19 protein-coding genes are annotated in these 20,449 nt (G+C 43.0%); 8 read left to right on the plus strand and 11 right to left on the minus strand.

The window, feature by feature from the left end; all coding sequences use genetic code 11:
* Positions 1-354, plus strand: a complete 354-nt coding sequence (locus ACFVS1_RS16260; RefSeq protein ID WP_387548787.1) for a hypothetical protein — start codon at positions 1-3, stop codon at positions 352-354.
* Positions 355-700: 346 nt separating this feature from the next.
* Positions 701-2,815 carry a peptidoglycan D,D-transpeptidase FtsI family protein gene (locus tag ACFVS1_RS16265; RefSeq protein ID WP_387548789.1) on the plus strand — a complete coding sequence of 705 codons (2,115 nt, stop codon included), beginning with the start codon at positions 701-703 and terminating at the stop codon, positions 2,813-2,815.
* 52 nt (positions 2,816-2,867) lie between these two features.
* Here ACFVS1_RS16265 and ACFVS1_RS16270 read toward each other — a convergent pair whose 3' ends face one another.
* Positions 2,868-3,335: a CBS domain-containing protein gene (locus ACFVS1_RS16270; protein WP_207439698.1), complete on the minus strand. Its 468-nt coding sequence runs from the start codon at positions 3,333-3,335 to the stop codon at positions 2,868-2,870.
* A gap of 65 nt (positions 3,336-3,400) precedes the next feature.
* Positions 3,401-4,891 (minus strand): glycerol kinase GlpK, encoded by a 1,491-nt coding sequence (gene glpK, locus ACFVS1_RS16275; protein WP_387548792.1) that lies wholly within the window; start codon positions 4,889-4,891, stop codon positions 3,401-3,403.
* A gap of 190 nt (positions 4,892-5,081) precedes the next feature.
* Between glpK and ACFVS1_RS16280 the strand changes: the two genes are divergently transcribed.
* Positions 5,082-5,873 (plus strand): TIGR00266 family protein, encoded by a 792-nt coding sequence (locus ACFVS1_RS16280; RefSeq protein WP_048687434.1) that lies wholly within the window; start codon positions 5,082-5,084, stop codon positions 5,871-5,873.
* Between the two features lie 64 nt (positions 5,874-5,937).
* Positions 5,938-6,168, plus strand: a complete 231-nt coding sequence (locus ACFVS1_RS16285) for a hypothetical protein (RefSeq protein WP_352922167.1) — start codon at positions 5,938-5,940, stop codon at positions 6,166-6,168.
* A 2-nt stretch (positions 6,169-6,170) separates the two neighbouring features.
* On the opposite strand, the gene ACFVS1_RS16290 is transcribed toward ACFVS1_RS16285, so the two are convergent.
* Entirely contained in the window at positions 6,171-6,920 is a 750-nt protein-coding gene (locus tag ACFVS1_RS16290; RefSeq protein ID WP_387548794.1) for a glucose 1-dehydrogenase, read from the minus strand.
* A gap of 220 nt (positions 6,921-7,140) precedes the next feature.
* On the opposite strand from ACFVS1_RS16290, the gene ACFVS1_RS16295 reads away from it, so the two are divergent.
* Both ACFVS1_RS16295 and ACFVS1_RS16300 read left to right on the plus strand, forming a co-directional pair.
* Positions 7,141-7,443, plus strand: coding sequence for a phasin family protein (locus ACFVS1_RS16295; RefSeq protein WP_241590714.1), 303 nt, complete (start codon positions 7,141-7,143; stop codon positions 7,441-7,443).
* A 14-nt stretch (positions 7,444-7,457) separates the two neighbouring features.
* Positions 7,458-9,128 carry an ABC1 kinase family protein gene (locus ACFVS1_RS16300; RefSeq protein ID WP_387548796.1) on the plus strand — a complete coding sequence of 557 codons (1,671 nt, stop codon included), beginning with the start codon at positions 7,458-7,460 and terminating at the stop codon, positions 9,126-9,128.
* Positions 9,129-9,393: 265 nt separating this feature from the next.
* On the opposite strand, the gene ACFVS1_RS16305 is transcribed toward ACFVS1_RS16300, so the two are convergent.
* Positions 9,394-10,326 (minus strand): catalase family peroxidase, encoded by a 933-nt coding sequence (locus ACFVS1_RS16305; RefSeq protein ID WP_387548798.1) that lies wholly within the window; start codon positions 10,324-10,326, stop codon positions 9,394-9,396.
* A gap of 240 nt (positions 10,327-10,566) precedes the next feature.
* Complete coding sequence (locus ACFVS1_RS16310; RefSeq protein ID WP_387548800.1) at positions 10,567-10,989, minus strand: Lrp/AsnC family transcriptional regulator; 423 nt, start codon at positions 10,987-10,989, stop codon at positions 10,567-10,569.
* A 118-nt stretch (positions 10,990-11,107) separates the two neighbouring features.
* Here ACFVS1_RS16310 and ACFVS1_RS16315 point away from each other — a divergent pair, with 118 nt between their 5' ends.
* Complete coding sequence (locus tag ACFVS1_RS16315) at positions 11,108-11,506, plus strand: carboxymuconolactone decarboxylase family protein (RefSeq protein ID WP_387548802.1); 399 nt, start codon at positions 11,108-11,110, stop codon at positions 11,504-11,506.
* Positions 11,507-11,604: 98 nt separating this feature from the next.
* Here the strand turns inward: ACFVS1_RS16315 and ACFVS1_RS16320 are convergent, their stop codons facing one another.
* Entirely contained in the window at positions 11,605-12,072 is a 468-nt protein-coding gene (locus ACFVS1_RS16320) for an Lrp/AsnC family transcriptional regulator (RefSeq protein WP_387548804.1), read from the minus strand.
* Positions 12,073-12,245: 173 nt separating this feature from the next.
* Here ACFVS1_RS16320 and hisC point away from each other — a divergent pair, with 173 nt between their 5' ends.
* On the plus strand, positions 12,246-13,358 hold the full coding sequence (gene hisC, locus ACFVS1_RS16325; RefSeq protein ID WP_387548806.1) for a histidinol-phosphate transaminase: 1,113 nt from the start codon (positions 12,246-12,248) through the stop codon (positions 13,356-13,358).
* A 90-nt stretch (positions 13,359-13,448) separates the two neighbouring features.
* Here hisC and ACFVS1_RS16330 read toward each other — a convergent pair whose 3' ends face one another.
* From ACFVS1_RS16330 to pdhA, 5 genes are all read right to left on the minus strand, one after another.
* Positions 13,449-14,828 carry an amino acid permease gene (locus tag ACFVS1_RS16330; RefSeq protein ID WP_387548808.1) on the minus strand — a complete coding sequence of 460 codons (1,380 nt, stop codon included), beginning with the start codon at positions 14,826-14,828 and terminating at the stop codon, positions 13,449-13,451.
* Positions 14,829-15,205: 377 nt separating this feature from the next.
* Positions 15,206-16,630, minus strand: coding sequence for a dihydrolipoyl dehydrogenase (gene lpdA, locus ACFVS1_RS16335; protein ID WP_387548810.1), 1,425 nt, complete (start codon positions 16,628-16,630; stop codon positions 15,206-15,208).
* On the minus strand, positions 16,631-17,911 hold the full coding sequence (locus ACFVS1_RS16340) for a dihydrolipoamide acetyltransferase family protein (protein ID WP_352922188.1): 1,281 nt from the start codon (positions 17,909-17,911) through the stop codon (positions 16,631-16,633).
* Positions 17,912-17,940: 29 nt separating this feature from the next.
* Positions 17,941-18,924: an alpha-ketoacid dehydrogenase subunit beta gene (locus ACFVS1_RS16345; protein WP_352922191.1), complete on the minus strand. Its 984-nt coding sequence runs from the start codon at positions 18,922-18,924 to the stop codon at positions 17,941-17,943.
* Positions 18,924-20,036, minus strand: a complete 1,113-nt coding sequence (pdhA, locus tag ACFVS1_RS16350) for a pyruvate dehydrogenase (acetyl-transferring) E1 component subunit alpha (protein ID WP_387548812.1) — start codon at positions 20,034-20,036, stop codon at positions 18,924-18,926. Before pdhA ends, ACFVS1_RS16345 begins: the two co-directional genes overlap by 1 nt.
* Positions 20,037-20,449 lie beyond the last annotated feature (413 nt).

Raw genomic sequence — 20,449 nt, forward strand, 5'->3', positions numbered from 1 at the left:
ATGAGAGGCATTGTACTATTGAACCCAAATTACAAAATCGGGGATTTACATACGGATGAAAGCTTTGCAATCCAAAAGATCGTGACGGACAAGTATATGGAAGAGAATAATATTTCCCCGGTCATACTCAATCCGTTTCAAATCCACCCTTATTACACAATCCCGCATGAACTTCTATTCAATATACAAAGTAAAAAAACGGGACAAATTGATTGCCTTGTGCTTCACTCCCTAGAAATGATCGAACGCTTCAACTATATTTACCCTGAAAAATGGCTTGAGCTATCCGGATATTTCAAAGAGATTATCAGTGTCACGACTCAAGCTCCCGTTAGTAAATATGAAGCAAATTAATGCTTATCATGGTACTTAAGTCATTGTGAATGGATTCTAAGGTTTAAGACACTTTTCATTCATTTGCAAAATTACCTTCCAAGCGCTTTGTCCACAAGAGTGACTCAATATGCATCTTCCTCATGATTGTCGCTTTGCCGCTTCGCCCTCTCTTTATCTATTAAACCCCCATTGAGCTTTAAATTTTCCTAATTATAAGATTACTAGGGATTATATAACTTCAGAACAATCTTTTGGAAATATAGATAAATTTACGGATAAAGCATAGAAAAATAAGTTAATTTTATATATCATTGGAGATAGGAATTTTCTTATTTTTTACTTTTACTAGAAAGGAATGTTAATGATGGCCAAAGAAAAAAAGAAAAAAACCCCAATTCCTTTCCGACTGAACTTTATGTTCTTTTTAATATTCATTTTATTTTCAAGCTTAATAATCCGGCTTGGCATCGTCCAAATCGTGTATGGGGATGATTACCTTCGCGAAGTCGACCGAACGGAAAACGACGTGGCCAATACCCCCGTTCCCCGAGGCAAGATGTATGACCGGAACTTGAATCCGGTCGTTGATAATGAGCCACGTAATGCCATCACCTATACGAAATACCCGAATACGAAAACGGCCGATATGTTGAAGACGGCAGAAGTCCTTGCCACCTTGATAGAAAAGGATACCAAAAAGGTAACCCTGCCGGATAAAAAGGATTTTTGGATTTTAAAGCATCCGAAAGAAGCCGAAGCCTTGATCACCAAGGCGGAGAAGAAGAAAGTAATCGAAAAGAAACTGGAGCAAAAAGATTTATACAAACTTCAAATGGAACGGGTAACCGATGAGGATATCAACGAATTCACCAAGGATGAATTGGAAGTGATCGCCATCTTCCGGGAATTCAATAGCGGCTATGCCCTCGCACCGTCAATCGTGAAGAATAAAGATGTCACCACTAAGGAATTCGCCAGGGTCAGCGAACATTTGGATGAAATGCCAGGCGTGGATGTAACGACGGATTGGGAAAGGACCTATAAGTATGACGAGACCCTCCGCTCGGTTCTTGGCAAGGTCTCTTCTTCCGAAGAAGGCATTCCCAGTGAAAATATCGACTATTATCTGGCACGAGACTATACCAGGAATGACCGGGTCGGAAAAAGTTATATCGAAAAGCAATATGAAGATGTCCTCCGCGGTCAAAAGACCCGGATTGAAAATGTGCTGAGCAAAGGGGAAGTCATCAATACGAATACCCTGACTGAAGGGCAAAGCGGAAAAGACTTGGTCCTTACAATTGATATGGAGCTGCAGCAGCAGGTTGAAAAAATCATCGAGAGAGAATTGTCGAAATCGAAAGCTAAAGGAAATACCTACTTATTGGATCGTGCCTTTGTCGTTTTAATGGACCCGAATACAGGCGAGGTGCTTACGATGGCCGGCAGGCAATACGGCCGCAACAGTAAGACCGGATTGACCGAAATGAACGATTTCGCCCTTGGAAACATTACGACCTCCTATACGATGGGGTCATCTGTCAAAGGGGCTACGGTCTACACGGGCTTTCAGACAGGAGCCATCGCACCAGGGTCAGCTTTTTTTGACAGAAAACTCCTTTTAGCAGGGGCGCCTATGAAAGGATCTTATAGTGATTTGGGTTATGTAACCGATGTCTCTGCGTTAAAGAAATCGTCGAATGTCTATATGTTCATGACGGCAATCAAAATTGCCGGCGGTCATTATATCCCTAACCGGCCGTTAGGAATCAACCGGGAAGCTTATTCAATCATGCGGAATCATTATGCCCAATTTGGATTGGGTGTCCGTACAGGCATCGACCTGCCAAATGAATCCGTAGGGTTTAAAGGAGTCGATATGTCAACAGATGGATTGCTGCTGGATTTATCGATTGGGCAGTATGATACATATACTCCTATGCAATTGGCACAGTACGTATCGACGATTGCAAATGGCGGAAAAAGGCTTGAGCCCCATATGGTCAGGGAAATCAGGAATCCTTCCAACGAACAAGAAGAATTGGGCAGCGTTTTTAAAACAATGAGTCCTAAAGTATTAAATGACTTAGGCGGAAAAGACGTTTGGATGCAACGTGTCCAGGAAGGATTCAGACAGGTCGCACAGGAGCCAGGCGGGACGGCATATAAATATTTCGGCGGGAAGTCCTACCGTGCGGCAGCAAAAACGGGTACTGCCGAGGCCTTTTACGACGGACCGCGGAGAAATCAATATAGCGCTCCAGTCCCGACTATCAATTTGACGCTTGTAGGTTATGCACCCCACAATAATCCTGAAGTGGCATTTTCTGTCGTCGTGCCATGGGTGTATCAAGGCAAGCCCTCTGATGATATAAACAAACGGATCGGGCGGGACGTAATGGACGCCTACTTTAAATTGAAGGAAAAAAGAGCAAAAGGTGAATCTGATGCAGACAAAGCAGTAGAAAGCACTCAATGATGATTACAAAAAGGCCTGCTCGTAATCTAGCAGGCCTTTTTATGATCCCCATTTACTCCAGCTTTTGAACGAATTCCTTATAAAGGGCCCTAAGTGCATCTCCCCTGCTGATGATGCCGACGACTTTATCATTTTTGTCCACGACGGGGATCTTCTTGAAATGATGCTTGGAAAGGACCTTTATCAATTCATCCAACGGATCTTCGGGGGATAGCTTTGTAATCCTTTTATTTTTAATGATTTGTGAGACTTTATCATTCATTTTGGATGTAACCTTTTCATCCAACTCTTCACCGGGAAGAACCGTAATGTAGGTGAAATATCCCATGATGGCTTCCTCAGCAGGTGTTAAATAACGGAGGATATCCCCGTCCGTCACCATTCCCAATAGCTTATCTTGTTCATCCACAACGGGGACCCCGCCCACTTTATTTTCGATTAATATCCGCAGAATTTCCTTTAATGTAAAATCAGGACGGGCTACGTAGACTTCCCTTATCATGAAATCCTTAACTAACATATTACCACCCCTTTTTTAAGTTTGTACGTTCTGTATTCCTCTCTCTATTAATACCCTTACTTACTCTATTTAAAAACCCTTGCCGCCTGAACTGCCTTTTTCCATCCATTATATAAATCCTTCCGTTCCTGTTCTTCCATCCCGGGTTCGAATTTCTTATCGACTGCCCATAGCTTTGAAATCTCTTCCTGATCTTCCCAATATCCGACAGAGAGCCCAGCCAAATACGCCGCTCCTAACGCTGTCGTTTCACTAATAACGGGTCTTTCGACTGGTACATTCAGGAGGCCGCTTTGAAATTCCATCAAGAAGTTGTTTTTGACAACGCCGCCATCGACCCTCAATGCTTTCAGGTTAATCCCTGAATCGACTTCCATGGCATTAAGGACATCTTTTGTCTGGTAGGCCAATGCTTCCAATGTTGCCCGGACGAAATGCTCCTTCGATGTCCCCCTTGTCAGTCCGAAAACAGCTCCCCTAACATCACTATCCCAATAAGGGGTACCTAATCCAACAAATGCGGGAACTACATAGACACCATCGGCTGAAGTGACCCGCAAAGCATACTTTTCACTGTCTTTCGGATCTTGCAAGAGTTTCAGCCCATCCCTTAACCATTGTATGGCTGAACCTGCGACAAAAATACTGCCTTCCAAGGCATATTCGACTTTTCCATTCAGACCCCATGCAATCGTGGTCAACAGGCCATGCTCTGATTTCACTGCCTTTTCCCCTGTATTCATCAGCATGAAGCATCCGGTGCCATACGTATTCTTAGCCATTCCTTTTTCAAAGCATTCTTGGCCGAACAAAGCGGCCTGTTGATCTCCCGCTGCCCCGGCAATCGGGATTTCGTACCCAAAGAAATGGTGTGGCGCTGTTTTCCCGTATATCTCCGATGAAGAGCGAACATCCGGGAGCATCGATCGCGGCACTTGCAGGATTTCCAGTAGCTCTTCGTCCCACTTCAGGTCATGAATGTTATACATCAGCGTCCTTGAAGCATTCGAATAATCGGTTACATGTGCTTTACCACCCGAAAGTTTCCATATCAGCCACGTATCGATCGTACCAAACAATAAGTCTCCGTTTTCAGCCCTTTCCCGTGCCCCATCTACATGGTCGAGAATCCATTTCACCTTTGTACCTGAAAAATAAGCATCAATCAACAAACCGGTTTTTTGCAAAAATAAGTCATCGAGACCTCCATCCTTCAATTGCGCGCAAATTTCACTTGTCTGCCGGGATTGCCAGACGATGGCGTGATGGATCGGCTGACCTGTTTCCTTATCCCATACCACGGTCGTCTCCCGTTGATTCGTTATGCCAATTCCAGCGATCTGTTCAGGCTTTACATTCATTTCCGATAGACAGGAAGCGATTACCGATAGGATGGAACCCCAAATTTCATTGGCGTTATGCTCCACCCATCCAGGATTCGGGAAATATTGGGTGAATTCCTTTTGCGCAATATGCAAAACTTCCCCGCTTTTATTAAATAAAATGGCCCGGGAACTTGTCGTTCCCTGGTCCAATGATAATATGTAAGTCTCCATGGCTGTCTCCTCCTGCACTTAAGAAAAGGGTCATTCCCGCTTAAGTGACATGCTGTTTTTCTTCCTACATTTTACTAGATATACCCGTGAAAACAAAAAATATATAAATTACGGCGAGAAAATGAAAAATATTGGCAGGTTAAGAGTTTATCTTTTACAATGAAAATAAGATTGATAGGAGGAATGGAAAATGAATAACCATGAAATAGATTTTAAATTATATGGAGATGATATGCAGTTTGTTGAAGTGGAATTGGACCCTCAGGAAACGGTAATTGCCGAAGCTGGAAGTTTGATGATGATGGAAGATCAAATCAAGATGGAAACCATCTTTGGCGATGGGTCTTCGAATGGTGACAGCGGAATGATGGGTAAGCTATTCGGAGCCGGGAAACGGCTCCTTACTGGTGAGAGTCTTTTCATGACGGCTTTTACGAATGAAGGACGAGATAAAAAACATGTTTCATTCGCCTCGCCTTATCCAGGTAAAATCATTCCGATGGATTTAAGCGAGCTCGGCGGGAAAATCATTTGTCAAAAAGACGCATTCCTTGCGGCAGCGAAAGGCGTTTCAGTAGGAATTGAGTTTCAAAGAAAGATAGGGGCAGGCTTCTTTGGCGGTGAAGGCTTCATCATGCAAAAACTTGAAGGAGATGGAATGACCTTCGTTCATGCAGGCGGCACGATCCATAAAAAAGAATTGGCTGCAGGAGAGATCTTACGCGTCGATACAGGATGTTTAGTAGCAATGACCAGCGGGGTAGATTACAATATTGAAACTGTAAAAGGCGTGAAAACCGCTTTATTCGGAGGCGAAGGTTTATTCTTTGCAACATTAAAAGGACCCGGGACCGTCTGGGTGCAATCTTTGCCATTCAGCCGGCTTGCAAGCCGTGTATTTGCTGCAGCGCCGCAAAATGGAGGATCCTCCGAAGAAGGCAGCGTTGCTAGAGGCTTATTCAATTTATTCAACGATAAATAAGAACCGGACCAATGGCTGCCACTATGGCAGTCATTGATCTCTTTTGAAAAGGATGGGTAGCTACATGCAGCTTGTTAAGTGGTCCTACATGAGACGCTATAATATCAAGGCAATTTTTGATCAATTCCCGAATTCGCCTGTTATTTTCCGAAAAATTAGAGAGTACTATTTTGTTTATACCATTCACTGGACAGCTGCCGATGGCCCAATCGGCATAAAAGAGCTTGAAGAAATGGAGCAGCTGCTCAACCGTGAACTCGGGACTGAACTGCAATATCTTTATCGGAAAAAATGATATTACTCCTCGTACATCATTTTTCTTGTCATGCCTCCATCGACGATAAGATCCGCACCCGTAACGAAATCATTTTCCGATGCCGTTAAATAAAGACAGGCCCTTGCAATATCTTCAGGCTTGCCAACCCGATTGGAAAAATGCTGCTGGTGATCTTTTTCCCTCAGCGATTCATAATCTCCCGTTTCAATCCATCCCGGAGAAATCGAATTGACCGTAATGTTCTCTTTGCCTAAAGAAGCGGCAAGTGCATGTGTCACTGCTTTGATACCCCCTTTTGTCGCTGCATAGGATTCCGAATCAGGCTCAGACATCATTGCTCTGGTTGATGCCAAATTGATGATTGCACCCCCCTTTTCATTTTTCCGCATCGATTTTGCCGCAGCCCGGGAACAAAGGAAAACACTGCGCAAATTCGTATTCATCATATCGTCCCATTCCTCGATCGTCAGGTCATAAAGCGATTTGAATAATGCCTTTCCTGCATTATTGATTAATATATCAATGGTCTTATATGTTTTTAGAGTTACATCCATCAAATGTTGGATGTCCGTTTCCTTGCGTACATCCGTTTTGACGAACATGGCTTCATGACCGTTACTTTTAAGCTCTTCCACATACAGAAGACCTTCCCGCTCGTCCAAATCTGCGAGAACGACTGAAGCGCCGCTTTCTGCATATCCCTTTGCCACGCCTCTCCCTATACCATTCGAAGCGCCTGTTACAATCACCGTTTTATTTTTGAAACCCATTATTCCATCCTCACTTTCACAAGTTTGTCCCTATCATAATATCCAATTCGCTTCATTTCAAACAATTTCCTATCATCATTACCTGCAAAGACCCTTATATTTTTCTAGCTGCCCTAAAGTGATGTATGATAGATAATAACAGCAAGAATGAACCAGAGTGAACGGCATCCGCTATTATCTTTCTTACGGTGTAAAATACTGATATTGGAGGAATGTAAAAATGGACTTATTAAAAAATGTGTTTTCTTTAGGATTAGGTGCTGCCGCTGCTACAAAAGAGCAAATTGAAAAAGCAGTGGACTCTCTTGTCAAAAAAGGCGATATCAGCAAAGAGGACTCCAGGGTCCTTTTGAAGCAATGGGTCGAAAAAGGGGAACAAGCCCAAAAGCAGCTGGATGATTCCGTCAAGGCCAAAGTCAATCAAGCGCTCAATGGCCTAAACTTGGCAACTAAAGAAGAAGTTCAGGAATTGGAGCGCCGTATCGTAATTTTGGAGAAGCAGAACCAAAACTTACAATCGTGACAGGAGGTACTTGAATGTTTCGCAAGCGACTGAAACACGCACATCGTTACCAGGAAATCATTAATGCCTTCTTGAAAAATGGTTTCGGTTACTTCATCTATCGCCTCGGATTATCCGAGAGCAAAGCGGGATCGAAACTCCAACCCGATGAAGACCTGAACCTCCGCTCAATCGGAGAGCGGCTGCATAAGATATTACAAAGCTTGGGACCAACATTCATTAAACTTGGTCAGATTGCAAGTACGAGGCGTGATTTCGTTCCCGACGAGATCGTCCGCGAACTTGAAAAGCTACAGGACCAGGTGGCCCCCTTTCCATTTGATAAGGTTCGCAAAATTGTCGAAAGTGAATTGGGCGATTCTTTGGAAAACATTTTTCTTGAATTTAATGAAACCCCTCTGGCAACCGCTTCAATTGGACAGGTCCATACGGCACGGCTTCCTTCACAGGAAGTCGTAGCAATCAAAGTGCAGCGGCCCGATATTCTGCCGACAGTGGAAACGGATTTGGAAATTCTAGATGATTTGGCAAGACTTATGGAAGCTCGCATATCTTGGGCAAGACGCTACCAAATCAGAAAAATGATTGATGAATTCGCTAAATCCCTCCGTGCAGAACTCGATTATAACTCCGAGGGTCGAAACGGGGAAAGAATCGCCAAGCAGTTCATCGATGATCAAGGGTTTAAGGTACCAAGGGTTCATTGGGAGTTTTCCACAAAAAGGGTCCTGACGATGGATTTCATTCAAGGAATTAAGATCAATCATTATAAACAGCTTGATGATGAAGGGTATGATCGCCGGCAAATCGCGGAAAGATTAGCGAACTCCATGCTTCAGCAAATATTGATCGATGGCTTTTACCACGGCGATCCCCATCCGGGCAATATCATCATTTTGCCGGGAAATGTCGTTGCACTCATGGATTTCGGAATGGTAGGACGTCTTGAGGAGGAAACGAAGTATCAGTTCGCCTCGCTAGTCATTAACCTGAAACGCGGAAGCACCAATGGATTGATCAAGACGCTTTCAGATATGGGCCTCCTGACGGACGAAATAGATATGGCCCCATTAAGGGGGGATATTGATGAGCTGCGAAATAAATATTATGATATCCCATTGAGCCAAATCAGTTTAGGCGGAGCAGTCAATGACCTGTTCACTGTTGCCAATCGGCATCAAGTCCAAATCCCTCCCGAATTCACGATGCTCGGCAAGGCTCTGCTTACCATGGAGGCCATTGTCGAAGGGTTAGATCCAAATTTCAGCATCATGAAGGCAGCTGAACCTTTCGGGGAGAGGCTTTTTAAGGAACGCTACAATCCAAAAAACATAGCGAAAAACGCCTGGAATCAATTCATCGAGTCTGCTGAAGCCATGGCTGAACTGCCCAAGGAGATCAAGGAAGTGACAGGCATCATTAAAAAAGGGAAATTGCGCCTCGATATCAACATTCCCGAACTCCAAGTATTTTTACATAAGCTTGATCAAATCTCGAATCGGCTGTCGTTCAGTATTATCCTGCTTGCATTCAGCATAATCATGGTCGGTCTCATTATCGGCTCTGCAATAGGCGGGGAAACCTTGATCCTATGGAAAATACCGGTTATAGAGATTGGATTTGTCGTTGCAACCCTGATGTTCTTACTTATGCTCTACACCATTTTCAGATCCGGAAAAATGTAAGCTACTATAAAAAGGGTTCAGATTGGTCTCATCCCGAACCATGATTTTAAAACAATTCCTTATCCTTTAAGTTTTTTTACTGCCATTCTCACCAGATTGAAAATTTGCGACACTCCTGCCGAATAACTGGCTAGCCAAAACCCCAGACGGTTGATTTGATTAGAGGCCTGTCTGACAGTGCGAAAGGGAATGGATTTCTGAAAGCAGGTTTTCCTAAGTCTGAAGGGAACCCCTTTCATTCGGGGTTCCCTTTTCGTGATTTCATTCATTGGTTATTTATCCGTCGTTCATATGAAACGGCATACGCACTATGGCGAAAATGCAAGATCCGGTCTTCCGAGCACTCGATTCCTTCAGAAATATTGGTTGGATCAAACAATAAAGTATCTTTACTCACTTCCGATTTTTTGGAAATCATTAAATGCCCAATCGTGATTACCTGTTTATCTTCCGACCAAGCTGTGGTTGGATCGTCAGTCGGGTCATTTTCCCCTCCTATTTGTATGTTCAATTTAAAGCCCACCGAACCTTCTTTAAGCCTCTCTTCCATTTCTTCAATCAGATACTCTGGAGAATGGTTGGCCAAATCCTTTTTTTCTAGCATACTTAGGCCGGCATCAGGCACCCACTCGTACTTGATGGCCTGCCGCCTTCCTTCCGCGTTAATGAAATAAAATGCATGAATGGAGTAATATTGACACGTTGAGAAACTGGCTGGAGAACGCATTTCTTTAAGCATTTGCAGGCTTGCCTTGCTTTCAGGGTACTTCCACAGGATTTTTGCAAGTTCTTTCAGATTTGGGAAACCTTCTTTGGCAGATTTGAAAAAACCAGCAATATCAACAAACGCTTCCGGTGTTTTCGCAAAGAATAACGGAATGGTCACCGCAATAAGATCTGACACCTCACCATTCGGCAATTGAAACTTGACCGCCATGCCCTTTACAGGGGAAATGGCATCAGGATGGCTTGGAATCGGCGAGCTATTTGAAAACCGAATGATCGCCGGCACTGCTTCACCCTGAAGATGTGAAGCCACCGTTAATGGGGACGCTTTTCCGTTTGGAGTAAAAACCCCCTCATAAACATATCCCCTTGCATGTGCACGCCGATAACCAGGATGTTTTCCAGCTACATCTTCAATCACATTAACTGCTTCCCTGGCTAGTTCAGGTTTCAAGCCGTCAGTTCCCTCCATGATACCTCACCCCACCTTTTTCAGATTATTATCCATTATTACATGTACCCTTTATTCCATTTGCTTATTCTTTCATGAATCACCGAAAGCATTGATTGCAAAAAAACACCAGGAAATATCCAGGTGCAGCAAACGTATGTATACCTTTATGGACACGTGATTTTATCCATCAATTCAAGAACGGTTCAAAATATCGGCATATAGAGATCTCTTTTTCTACCATTATAAAAATACTCATTCCTATTCCCGCTCCACCTGTGAAAGGATCACATGGGTAACGGTTGCCGCAAAAGGAATGGTCCGATTGATGAATTCCTCCACTTCTTCAAGACTCTGAGTGTGGATTTTCAGCATAAAGCAAGCCTGCCCGGCAATTCGATAACAAAAGTCAACATTCGGCTCCTTGGAAATATACTTTTTGAATTTCTCATATTCACCATTTTTTATCGTTGCTTCTACGATACACTCAATCGGAAAGCCTATCTTTTTATGATCAATCTCGGCAACATACCCTTTAATGATCCCGAACGACTCCATTTGCCGTACCCGTTCGGCAACAGTGGGGGCGGAGAGGTTTACTTTCTTTGCCAATTCCCTCATGGAAATTCGGCTATTTAACGTTAATTCGGCAAGGATGCTCCGGTCTTTTTCATCTATTTTCATTTTAAAATTATCTCCCTTCTTCTCTTTACATTCATTCATAATTTAATCGTAATACTTTACAAATGGAATTAAAATTCCTGAATTTTTATATTAAGATTATCTCAAAGGAGAGATGTTCATGACAAGAATTAAAAAATCATCGCAGGGATCCAGTCCATTTCAAAGATTATTTCATTCTGAAGAGATTTCGCATAAATGGTCGGAGCTTTCAGATTACCTATCTGCAGATGGGAAACTTTCGAAGAAGTTAAAGGAAAACGTCAGAAGGGTGCTGGCCTATGGCAATGGCTGCTTATACTGCCAGGCAAAAGGATCTCCACTAAAGCCGGAAGATATGAAAGAAAGCTATGCAATCGCCTTTGCGGAGGTATTCCTCTTGCAACGTGAAAAAACGGAGGAAAAGTTTCTCCAAGTGTTGAAGGAGGCATTCAGTGATGAAGAAATTTCTGAACTATTGGCATTCATTTGTTTTACAACCGCCCAGCAATATTTCGGGGCTTTGATGGATTTAAAGTAACACCAAAAAAGGAACAGGCTCCGTGCCTCGTTCCTTTCTGTAATAAACCTATTTTGTAGTTTGAACGGTCACTGAATCCATTTACGTTGAATTACCACCTAAGATTTCGCCCCATAATCCTCCATTTCATTGATCCTTGGAAGAATGGAGCGGGAAGGTACCGGGGATGTCAAAACCACGGATGTATTCAGATGTCCATATGGTATCAATCGATCTATCAGTAATCTCATGCTGTCCATATCAGCTAAAGCAGCTTTCAAAAAATATCCAACAGTCCCTGTTACACGATGGCACTCGATAATGTCTAAATCATTTTTCACCAATGTCTCAAAATCGGAAACAGGAACCTTAAGTTCACTCACCTGAATGAACACAAGTACACCCCTTCCTATTGCCAGAGGTGAAACTCTTGCACTGAACCCCTCAATGATCCCCTTTTCTCGCAGACGATACATACGTTCAGAGATGCTAGGTCGACTGAGAGCCAATTTCTTCGATAGTTCACTAATGGTAATGCGTCCATCTCTTTGTAAAAGTTCCAGTAACCTGACATCTATTTCATCCATGAAGCAACCGCCTTTCATAATGAAGGAATATAAGCATATATTTCTTTAAAATGTTGTATGGATAGCAATAAATATATTCTTTTTTGTATGTAATTTTACCAGTTAATATTCTATCATTAAAATAATCAAATAGAAAAAGAAAATTCAGAATTTACCAAAGGGAGGAACCTGCATTGACCTTTACGAAAATCCCGGTTCGACAAAACATCGAAAGCATTAGCCCATATGTTTCCGGCAAGCCAATTGAAGAAGTGCAACGTGAACTTGGTCTTGAAACGATCGTTAAATTGGCATCCAATGAAAATCCATACGGTTGCTCAACTCTAGCAAAAGAAGCCATGCTTTCCGAAATGGAGCAAACCTCCTTTTATCCTGAAGGTATGGCACCGGCATTAGCTGAAAAGCTGGCAAGGAAATTGAATATCGATAAAGATCATATCATTTTGGGAAATGGATCTGATGAAGTGATACGTTTGTTAACAAGAACCTATATCCAACAAAATGATGAAGTCATCATGGCTGATGTGACATTTCCACGTTATGAAACGAATGTATTGATTGACGGCGGCACACCTGTAAAGATACCTCTTATTAACGGTGTACATGACCTGCAGGGTATGTATGAAGGCATAACAGAAAAAACAAGAATGATATTTGTCTGTAATCCCAATAATCCAACAGGAACGATCGTTCAAAAAGATAAGTTGCGCTCTTTTATTGAGAAGGTGCCAAAACATATTTTGCTGATCGTTGATGAAGCATACTATGAATACGTCGAAGATGCGGAATATTTAGAAACTTTACCACTTTTAAATATGCATTCAAATCTGGTTATCTTACGCACCTTTTCTAAGATTTATGGCCTGGCTGCATTAAGGATTGGTTACGGTATAATGGATGCATCCATTATACAAGAGCTCGTTAAAGTGAAGGAACCCTTCAATACCAACCGTTTAGCACAGGCTGCGGCATTCGCTTCCCTCGACGACCTTCCATTCGTTGAGAAATGTGTTCGTAAGAATGAGGAAGGAAGAATATATTTAGAAAACGAACTAAGCAAGATGGGATTAACATTCTTCCCTTCACATGCTAACTTCTTGATGGTCAAATTGAACCAGCCTGGCAGGGACATTTTTGAGATGTTATTACTTCAGGGTGTCATCATCCGTTCAGGTCATTTACTAGGCTATGAAAATACTATCCGCGTGACCATCGGCACTCCGCCTGAAAACGAGAGATTCATAGCATCCTTACGACATATAATCAATAAAACGTCCGGTGCATGACCGATCGAAATGAAGTGGCTGTTTATCAATGATCATTCATGAAAGATACGACATGGACGCCTTTGCCCATGCCGTATCTTTTACGTGGATTTATTTAGCAATATCCTTTTCTATTATAGGAGTTTCCTGTGCATCCACACTTTTAAATTTAAAAATCGAAATCGAGATTAAGGCAGCCAACACAATTAGGCAAGCAATGATACTGATCCGATTCTGTTCACTGAACACGAACGTGACACAAATGATGCTTAAGGTGATTACAGTAAACAAGGTTACATATGGAAAGCCCCACAATTTAAAACTCGGAGCTTTGGGATATGAATTGCGAAGTTTTAGCTGCGCTAAACAGATGCTGATCCATACTAGTGAGACTACAAAACCCGGAAAAGCCATTAATAGAGTAAATGCCTGGTCCTGTGCAACGAAGGTAATCATGGAGCCGACGACCAATACAACTGCACTTAATATCAAACTATACAAGGGAACGCCATTTTTTGATACATATGAGAACGACTTGGGAGCTTCCCCTTCTGCAGCTAAAGAATGCAACATTCGGGTACACCCATATATTCCAGAGTTAGCGGCTGATAAGACGGCCGTGATCAATATGAAATTCATGATATGTGCAGAACCCTGAAAACCTGACATTGACAATACTTGTACAAACGGACTTGCCTGGTCGCTAATTTCGTTCCACGGAATCAAACCGCAGATTACAAGTATCGGTAAGGTGAAAAATAATACGACTCTCCAAATATAGTTTTTAATGACCTTTGGTAAAATGCGTTCCGCATCCTTTGCTTCCGTTACCGTCACCCCTATTAACTCGGAACCGCCATATGAGAACATGACAATCAGTAATGCCGAAAAGATGGACACCCACCCATTTGGGAAAAACCCTCCATGCCCTGTGAAGTTTTGCAGATAATTAGATCCGCCGCTTGGGATGACCCCAAATAAAATACAGGCTCCCAATATGATGAATAAGATGATCATTGTAATTTTGATGCCAGCAAACCAAAATTCGAATTCACCATAATTTTTAACATTCATCATGTTAATCCCTATGATGAAAGCCGCACATCCTAAACTTAATACCCATAGCGGGATTGCCGGGAGCCAATACTGCAAGAAGCTTCCTGCCACCACTACCTCAATGACACATACGGACAGCCACATGAAACAATACATCCAGCCTACGATGAAGGAAGAGCGCTTACCGAATGCTTTCTGAACGAAACCCTTCATATTCGTATTTGGATAGACAATTGCCATTTCGGCTATAGCACCCATGACTACAAGCAGTAATAATCCTGCAAAAATATAAGTGAAAATGACTCCTGGCCCTGCTAACGATATGGTTTCGGCACTTCCTTTAAAAATCCCAGTACCTATTGCCCCTCCCATTGCCATCATGCTAATATGCCGCGGCAATAATTTCTTTTGCAGTGACCCACCATTTGACTCCATTACATTTGCCTCCTTCATTCCATAATTTTTTCATATAAAAAATCAAACCCATTTCAATCGTTGAATGGCGAATAGATAAGTTATCTCATCAACCGTTATGGTTTAGGAGTGGAAGGATGCAAAGCCTTCTTGAAAACTCTTCTCATACTTCCCCAAAGTAAAAATGATATCAATAAGCCGTTAGTTTTACAAGAGGAATCATTGCAGGCTAATACGGCTCCCGTTTGGTCAAACGCCGGGTCAGATTTTCGGAATGGAGTGTCTTGCAGATAGCCCTGCCTTACGGGGACCAATCACCGGGTTTCTGACTCTATTAAAATGAAACATTCTAATCGGGGACTACATTGGTAATCCCCATGATACATATTCCAATTATGTTAATTATTTTTGATGTGAATCGCATGTCCCAAAACTGCCTCAGCCGCTTCCATCCACCCCTCGTTCAAAGTTGGATGAGGATGCATGCTGAGGGCTATATCTTCGACCCTAGCCGCCAGCTCAAGGGCAAGGACCCCTTCACCTATAAGGTTGGAAGCATCCGCACCTACCATATGCATACCGAGCAATATATGGCTATTAGCATCCACGATCACTTCAGCAAATCCCTCCGTTTCATTCGTTGCAAGCGCCCTTCCGTTGGCACTGAACGGAAATTTGCCGACCTTGACGCTGTATCCCTGTTGTTCAGCTTCTTCACGGCTTAAACCAACACCAGCTATTTGTGGTTCCGAGAAGATAACATAGGGAACATAAGGTGAGTCAACGGCACTTGGCAGCCCCCCTATCACTTCAGCTGCCACGATTCCCTGTTTGGACGCTCGATGGGCAAGAGCCGGACCAGGGGTAGTGTCACCGATGGCAAAGATGTGCGGCACATTTGTACGGCATTCCATATCCACTGCTATATGGCCTTTCTCGCCAACCGTAACTCCAGCCCGATTCAGGCCAATTTCTTCCGTGTTAGGCATCCTGCCAATTGTAACCAGGGTCTTTTCGCTCACTACCACTTCCGTCCCTTGTTCTTCGGAGGACACATGAAGATGTACTTGACCATCCACTACAGCGGCCTTTTCTACCCTCGAGGAGGTTTTGATATTCATCCCAAGCTTCTTGGCATTCCTTGTGACTTCCTTTACCAGGTTTTCAGCAACTTGAGGGAGTATGCGATTGGCCATTTCAATGATGGTCACTTTAGTACCTAGCTTTGCAAATGCCATACCCAATTCGATTCCGATATATCCTCCGCCAATGATTGACAAGCTTGAAGGAACTTCCTTCAGCTGCAAAGATGATGTCGAATCCAATATATATTCTCCATCGACTTTAATGAAGGATGGAATGAAAGGCCTGGACCCCGTCGCAATAATTGCCTGCTCAAACTTATAGGTTTCAAAATCGCCATCGGTTTCGACTCCAATGCGGTCATCAGATAAAAAGGTTGCTTGACCTTTAACCACCGTCACTCCATTTTCCTTACACAAATGGGCAATACCTTGCCTCAATTGAGATGTGATGCCCGCTTTCCAATCCTGCCAAACTCCCAAGTCCATAGTGGGTTTTTCCTGAGGCAGCCGGATTCCCATTTTACCTAAATCGTTAAGCCTTTGGTATTGATCTGCTGAGTGAATCAATGCCTTTGATGGTATACAGCCCCGATTAAGGCAAACCCCGCCCAGCTTATCCTTTTCAATAAGCACGACCGATTTTCCTAACTGGCCGAGACGGATAGCCGCAGCATATCCTCCCGGACCTCCCCCCATGATGACAACATCCGTCTCTACAGCAACTTCCCCAACTACCATTTATCTCATCTCCACAATTAAACGAATTGGATTTTCCAGCAATTCCTTGATTCTATTGGTAAAATGCACCGCCGTTACCCCATCAATCAAACGATGGTCGAAAGAAAGTGACATATTCATCATTAAACGGATAACACCTTCCAAATCGCGAACGACCATGCGATGTTCCATTTTATGCAAAGCTAATATGGCCGCTTCCGGATAGTTAATGATTGGGGTCGCGTGCAGCCCTCCGATCGGACCTACATTGCTGATGGTAAATGTACTGCCTGTGATTTGGTCTATGTTCAACTTCCCTTCACGGGCTTGGGCTGCCAATCGCCTAATTTCATCAGCCAATTGGAAAATGGTTTTTTGATCGGCATGTTTTATGACTGGAACAATGAGACCCTCTTTTGTATGCGTCGCAATCCCAATGTGATAATAATTTTTCAGGATGATTTCATTGGTTCTTTCATCAATTGAAGCATTTAATGTTTTGAACTCCTTTAAGGCGATGGCAATGGCTTTAACGAAAAATGGCAAAAAAGTCAATTTAATATCCTTATCATCGGAGTACTCCTTTAATTGACTTTTAAATTCCTTCAATCGGTCCATTTCCAATTCATCTACATGGGTTACATGAGGAATGGTCGAAACCGACTTTACCATATGTTCAGCGATTTTCTTACGAATGCCTTTAAGCGGAATCCGCTCTTCCCGCTCATATTCCAAACCTTTTGCCTGGATGACATCCTTCATCGGGGCCATATCTTGAACAATCCTATCATCAAGCTGTTTAGCATTTTCCCGTGAAAACGAATTATTTTCTTTAAACTGCTTCAAGTCACTTTCGGTAATTCGCCCAGCTGGACCGGAGCCTTTAACCTTTTCGATATCAATCTTCATTTCCCTCGCCAATTGACGCACAAATGGTGTTGCCAGCGCACGCACTGCCTCATGATGCTGTTTAGTCGTAATATGCACTGCATTCACTTTTACATCGCCGGATTGCACGACTTGGTTTTCTTCTTTAATCATGCCTGTATCCGGAACTGACATATCCTTCTCTTCCTGAATGGTGAATATTGTGGTTCCCACTTCCACGATATCCCCTTCGGAAAAAAATATCTTCTTGACCACCCCCGCTGCGGGAGCAGTCAATTCCGCATTGACTTTATCCGTTTGCACCTCAACAATGGGTTGATCCTGTTTTACCGCATCCCCTTCTTTGATGAGCCATTGGATAATTTCCCCTTCATGCATCCCTTCCCCTACATCAGGAAGTTTAAATTCCATCATGCGTCATCCTCCTTCTCCCATAATCACAATTAAAATGATATCGTTTCGACTATTCCTTGTTTTACACGGTCAACAGTCGGTAAATAATGATCTTCTATTGTAAAAGGCGGAACCGGAACATCAAATCCTGTTACTCGCTTAATCGGCGCTTTCAGGTAAATAAGAGCTTCATCATTAATGATGGAGATGATCTCCGCACCTAATCCGGCAGTCTTATGAGCTTCATGGACGATTAATGCACGACCTGTCTTTTTAATGGATTGCACGATCGTATCCCTATCCAGAGGGTATAATGTTCGTAGATCGACCACTTCACACTTCCATCCTTTTTCCGCTTCAATCTTTTTCGCGGCGGTCAATGCCTCCCTTAGCATGGCCCCCCATGCAAAAATGGTCAGGTCGCTTCCATCCTGGACCACTTTTGCTTGACCGATGGGAATTCGGTACATTTCGTCGGGAACTTCTTCCTTAAAGGCCCGATACAATTTAGTCGGTTCCAAAAAAATCACCGGATCTGGATCTTCGAGCGCTGAAATGAGCAGCCCTTTTGCGTCATATGGATTACTGGGTGCAACCACCTTTAAACCCGGGGTATGGGCAAAGAAGGTTTCGACACTTTCAGAATGAAGTTCAGGACCCCTGATTCCAGCACCATATGGAGTACGGATTACGAGGGGTACCCCAAATTGCCCACGAGTACGATACCTCATTCGGGCAGCATGGGAAACGAGTTGCTCGAATCCGGGATAAATAAAAGCGAGAAACTGGATTTCCACTATGGGCAGCATGCCGTTAAGGGCTAAACCTATCGCAGAGCCGATGATTCCGGATTCAGCTAATGGCGTATCGACAACACGATCTTTTCCATACTTCTCATAAAGCCCTTCCGTCGATCGAAAAACCCCGCCATTCACTCCAATATCCTCACCCAAGATCATCACACGATCATCATGATCCAGCATTTGGTCCAGCGCTTCTGTAATGGCCTGGAGCATCGTTAAATTTTTGCCCATTATTTCTTCCCGCCTTTCCTTAAGATTTGGTTCAATTCTTGCTTCTGTTCCTTTAAATGCCATGACTCCTTTGCATATACATGGTTAAACATTTCGAGCGGGTCGGATTTTGGATACCCTTCAGCTCTTTGAAGGTGAGCATCGATCAGTTCGTTGAATTGTTTTATCACCAATTCCTCCTGCTTTTCATTCCAGTGACCCTCTTTATTCAAATACTTTCTAAGACGTGTTATGGGATCGCGGTTTTCTCTCCAGAAGGTTGAAATTTCGTCCTGATCGCGATAGATGTTCGGATTGTCTGCAGTAGTATGGGCGCCATAGCGAAAGGTAATGGCTTCGATCAATGTAGGCCCTTCCCCGTTAAGCGCCCTTTCGACAGCCTCCTTAACAGTCAGCCATACTGCAAAAATATCATTTCCATCCACCCTTACCCCATGGATGTCATAAGCAGCAGCCCGCTGTGATATCGTTTTGGATGCCGATTGCTTTTCAAAAGGCACACTGATTGCGTAGCCATTATTTTGGCAGAAAAAGATTGTCGGGGTTTTATAAACACCAGCAAAATTCAGTGCCTCATGAAAGTCCCCTTCAGAAGTGGCTCCATCACCAAAATAAGCAATGCTAACATTCTGTTCGCCTTTAAGCTTACTTGCCCAAGCCGTACCAACCGCATGAACCATTTGAGTGGCAATGGGAACACTTGGAGGCATGATCCTTTTTCCTTCTGGACAAATTGAGCCGTCAAAGTGTGCCATCCAATATAGGAAAACACGGTATAGTTCCTGTCCATGAATGATTGCAGCTCCATGATCACGGTATGTGGGAAACATCCAATCCTCTGCCGACAACGCTAAAGCGCTTCCTACCTGTGATGCTTCCTGTCCTTCGAAAGGTGCATATGTCCCAATCCTGCCTTGGCGCTGGAGATTAATTGATTTTCGGTCAAATGTTCTGAGCAGGAGCATGCTCTCATACATCTTTAACATAAGTGATTTATCGATTTTTCCATCAATCGTTTCAATGATTTCCCCTTCAGGAGTCAATACACGAAACATTTCCGGCTCAGTTCCATCTGAATGCGCTTTCATTATTGGGTTTCCCGTCTTTTCCATTTCATTTCTCCCCTTAAGATAGATTTGATTCGCAAACTTACCAAGGTTTTGAACAGTCATGAAATAACAGCCCAAAATGTTTTATTGGTCTCTATGTCTGTGATTAAATGCTGTTTCATAAAATACATTCCCTTATATAAAAGGATAATACATCCAAGTTTTTAATAATATGTTAAATGGAATGAATTTTTCGTATATTACCTTTATTTAGAATATGTTTTCTGATACTTCACCTTCATTTTGAAAATGAGATCCTTCAATGGGAAAATTTCCATTTTCCCCTACAATTTGTTGGTATGCTCGATCGATTCACAACCTCATCCAAAAAGTATCCAGCACAAAAAAAGACCCATTATATAATTATGGGTCTTTTTGCATTTCTGATTGTTGGGGGCATTACACGCATCGGAAAT

This window comes from Peribacillus sp. NPDC058075, assembly GCF_042885195.1.
In the GTDB taxonomy this organism is placed as follows: domain Bacteria; phylum Bacillota; class Bacilli; order Bacillales; family DSM-1321; genus Peribacillus.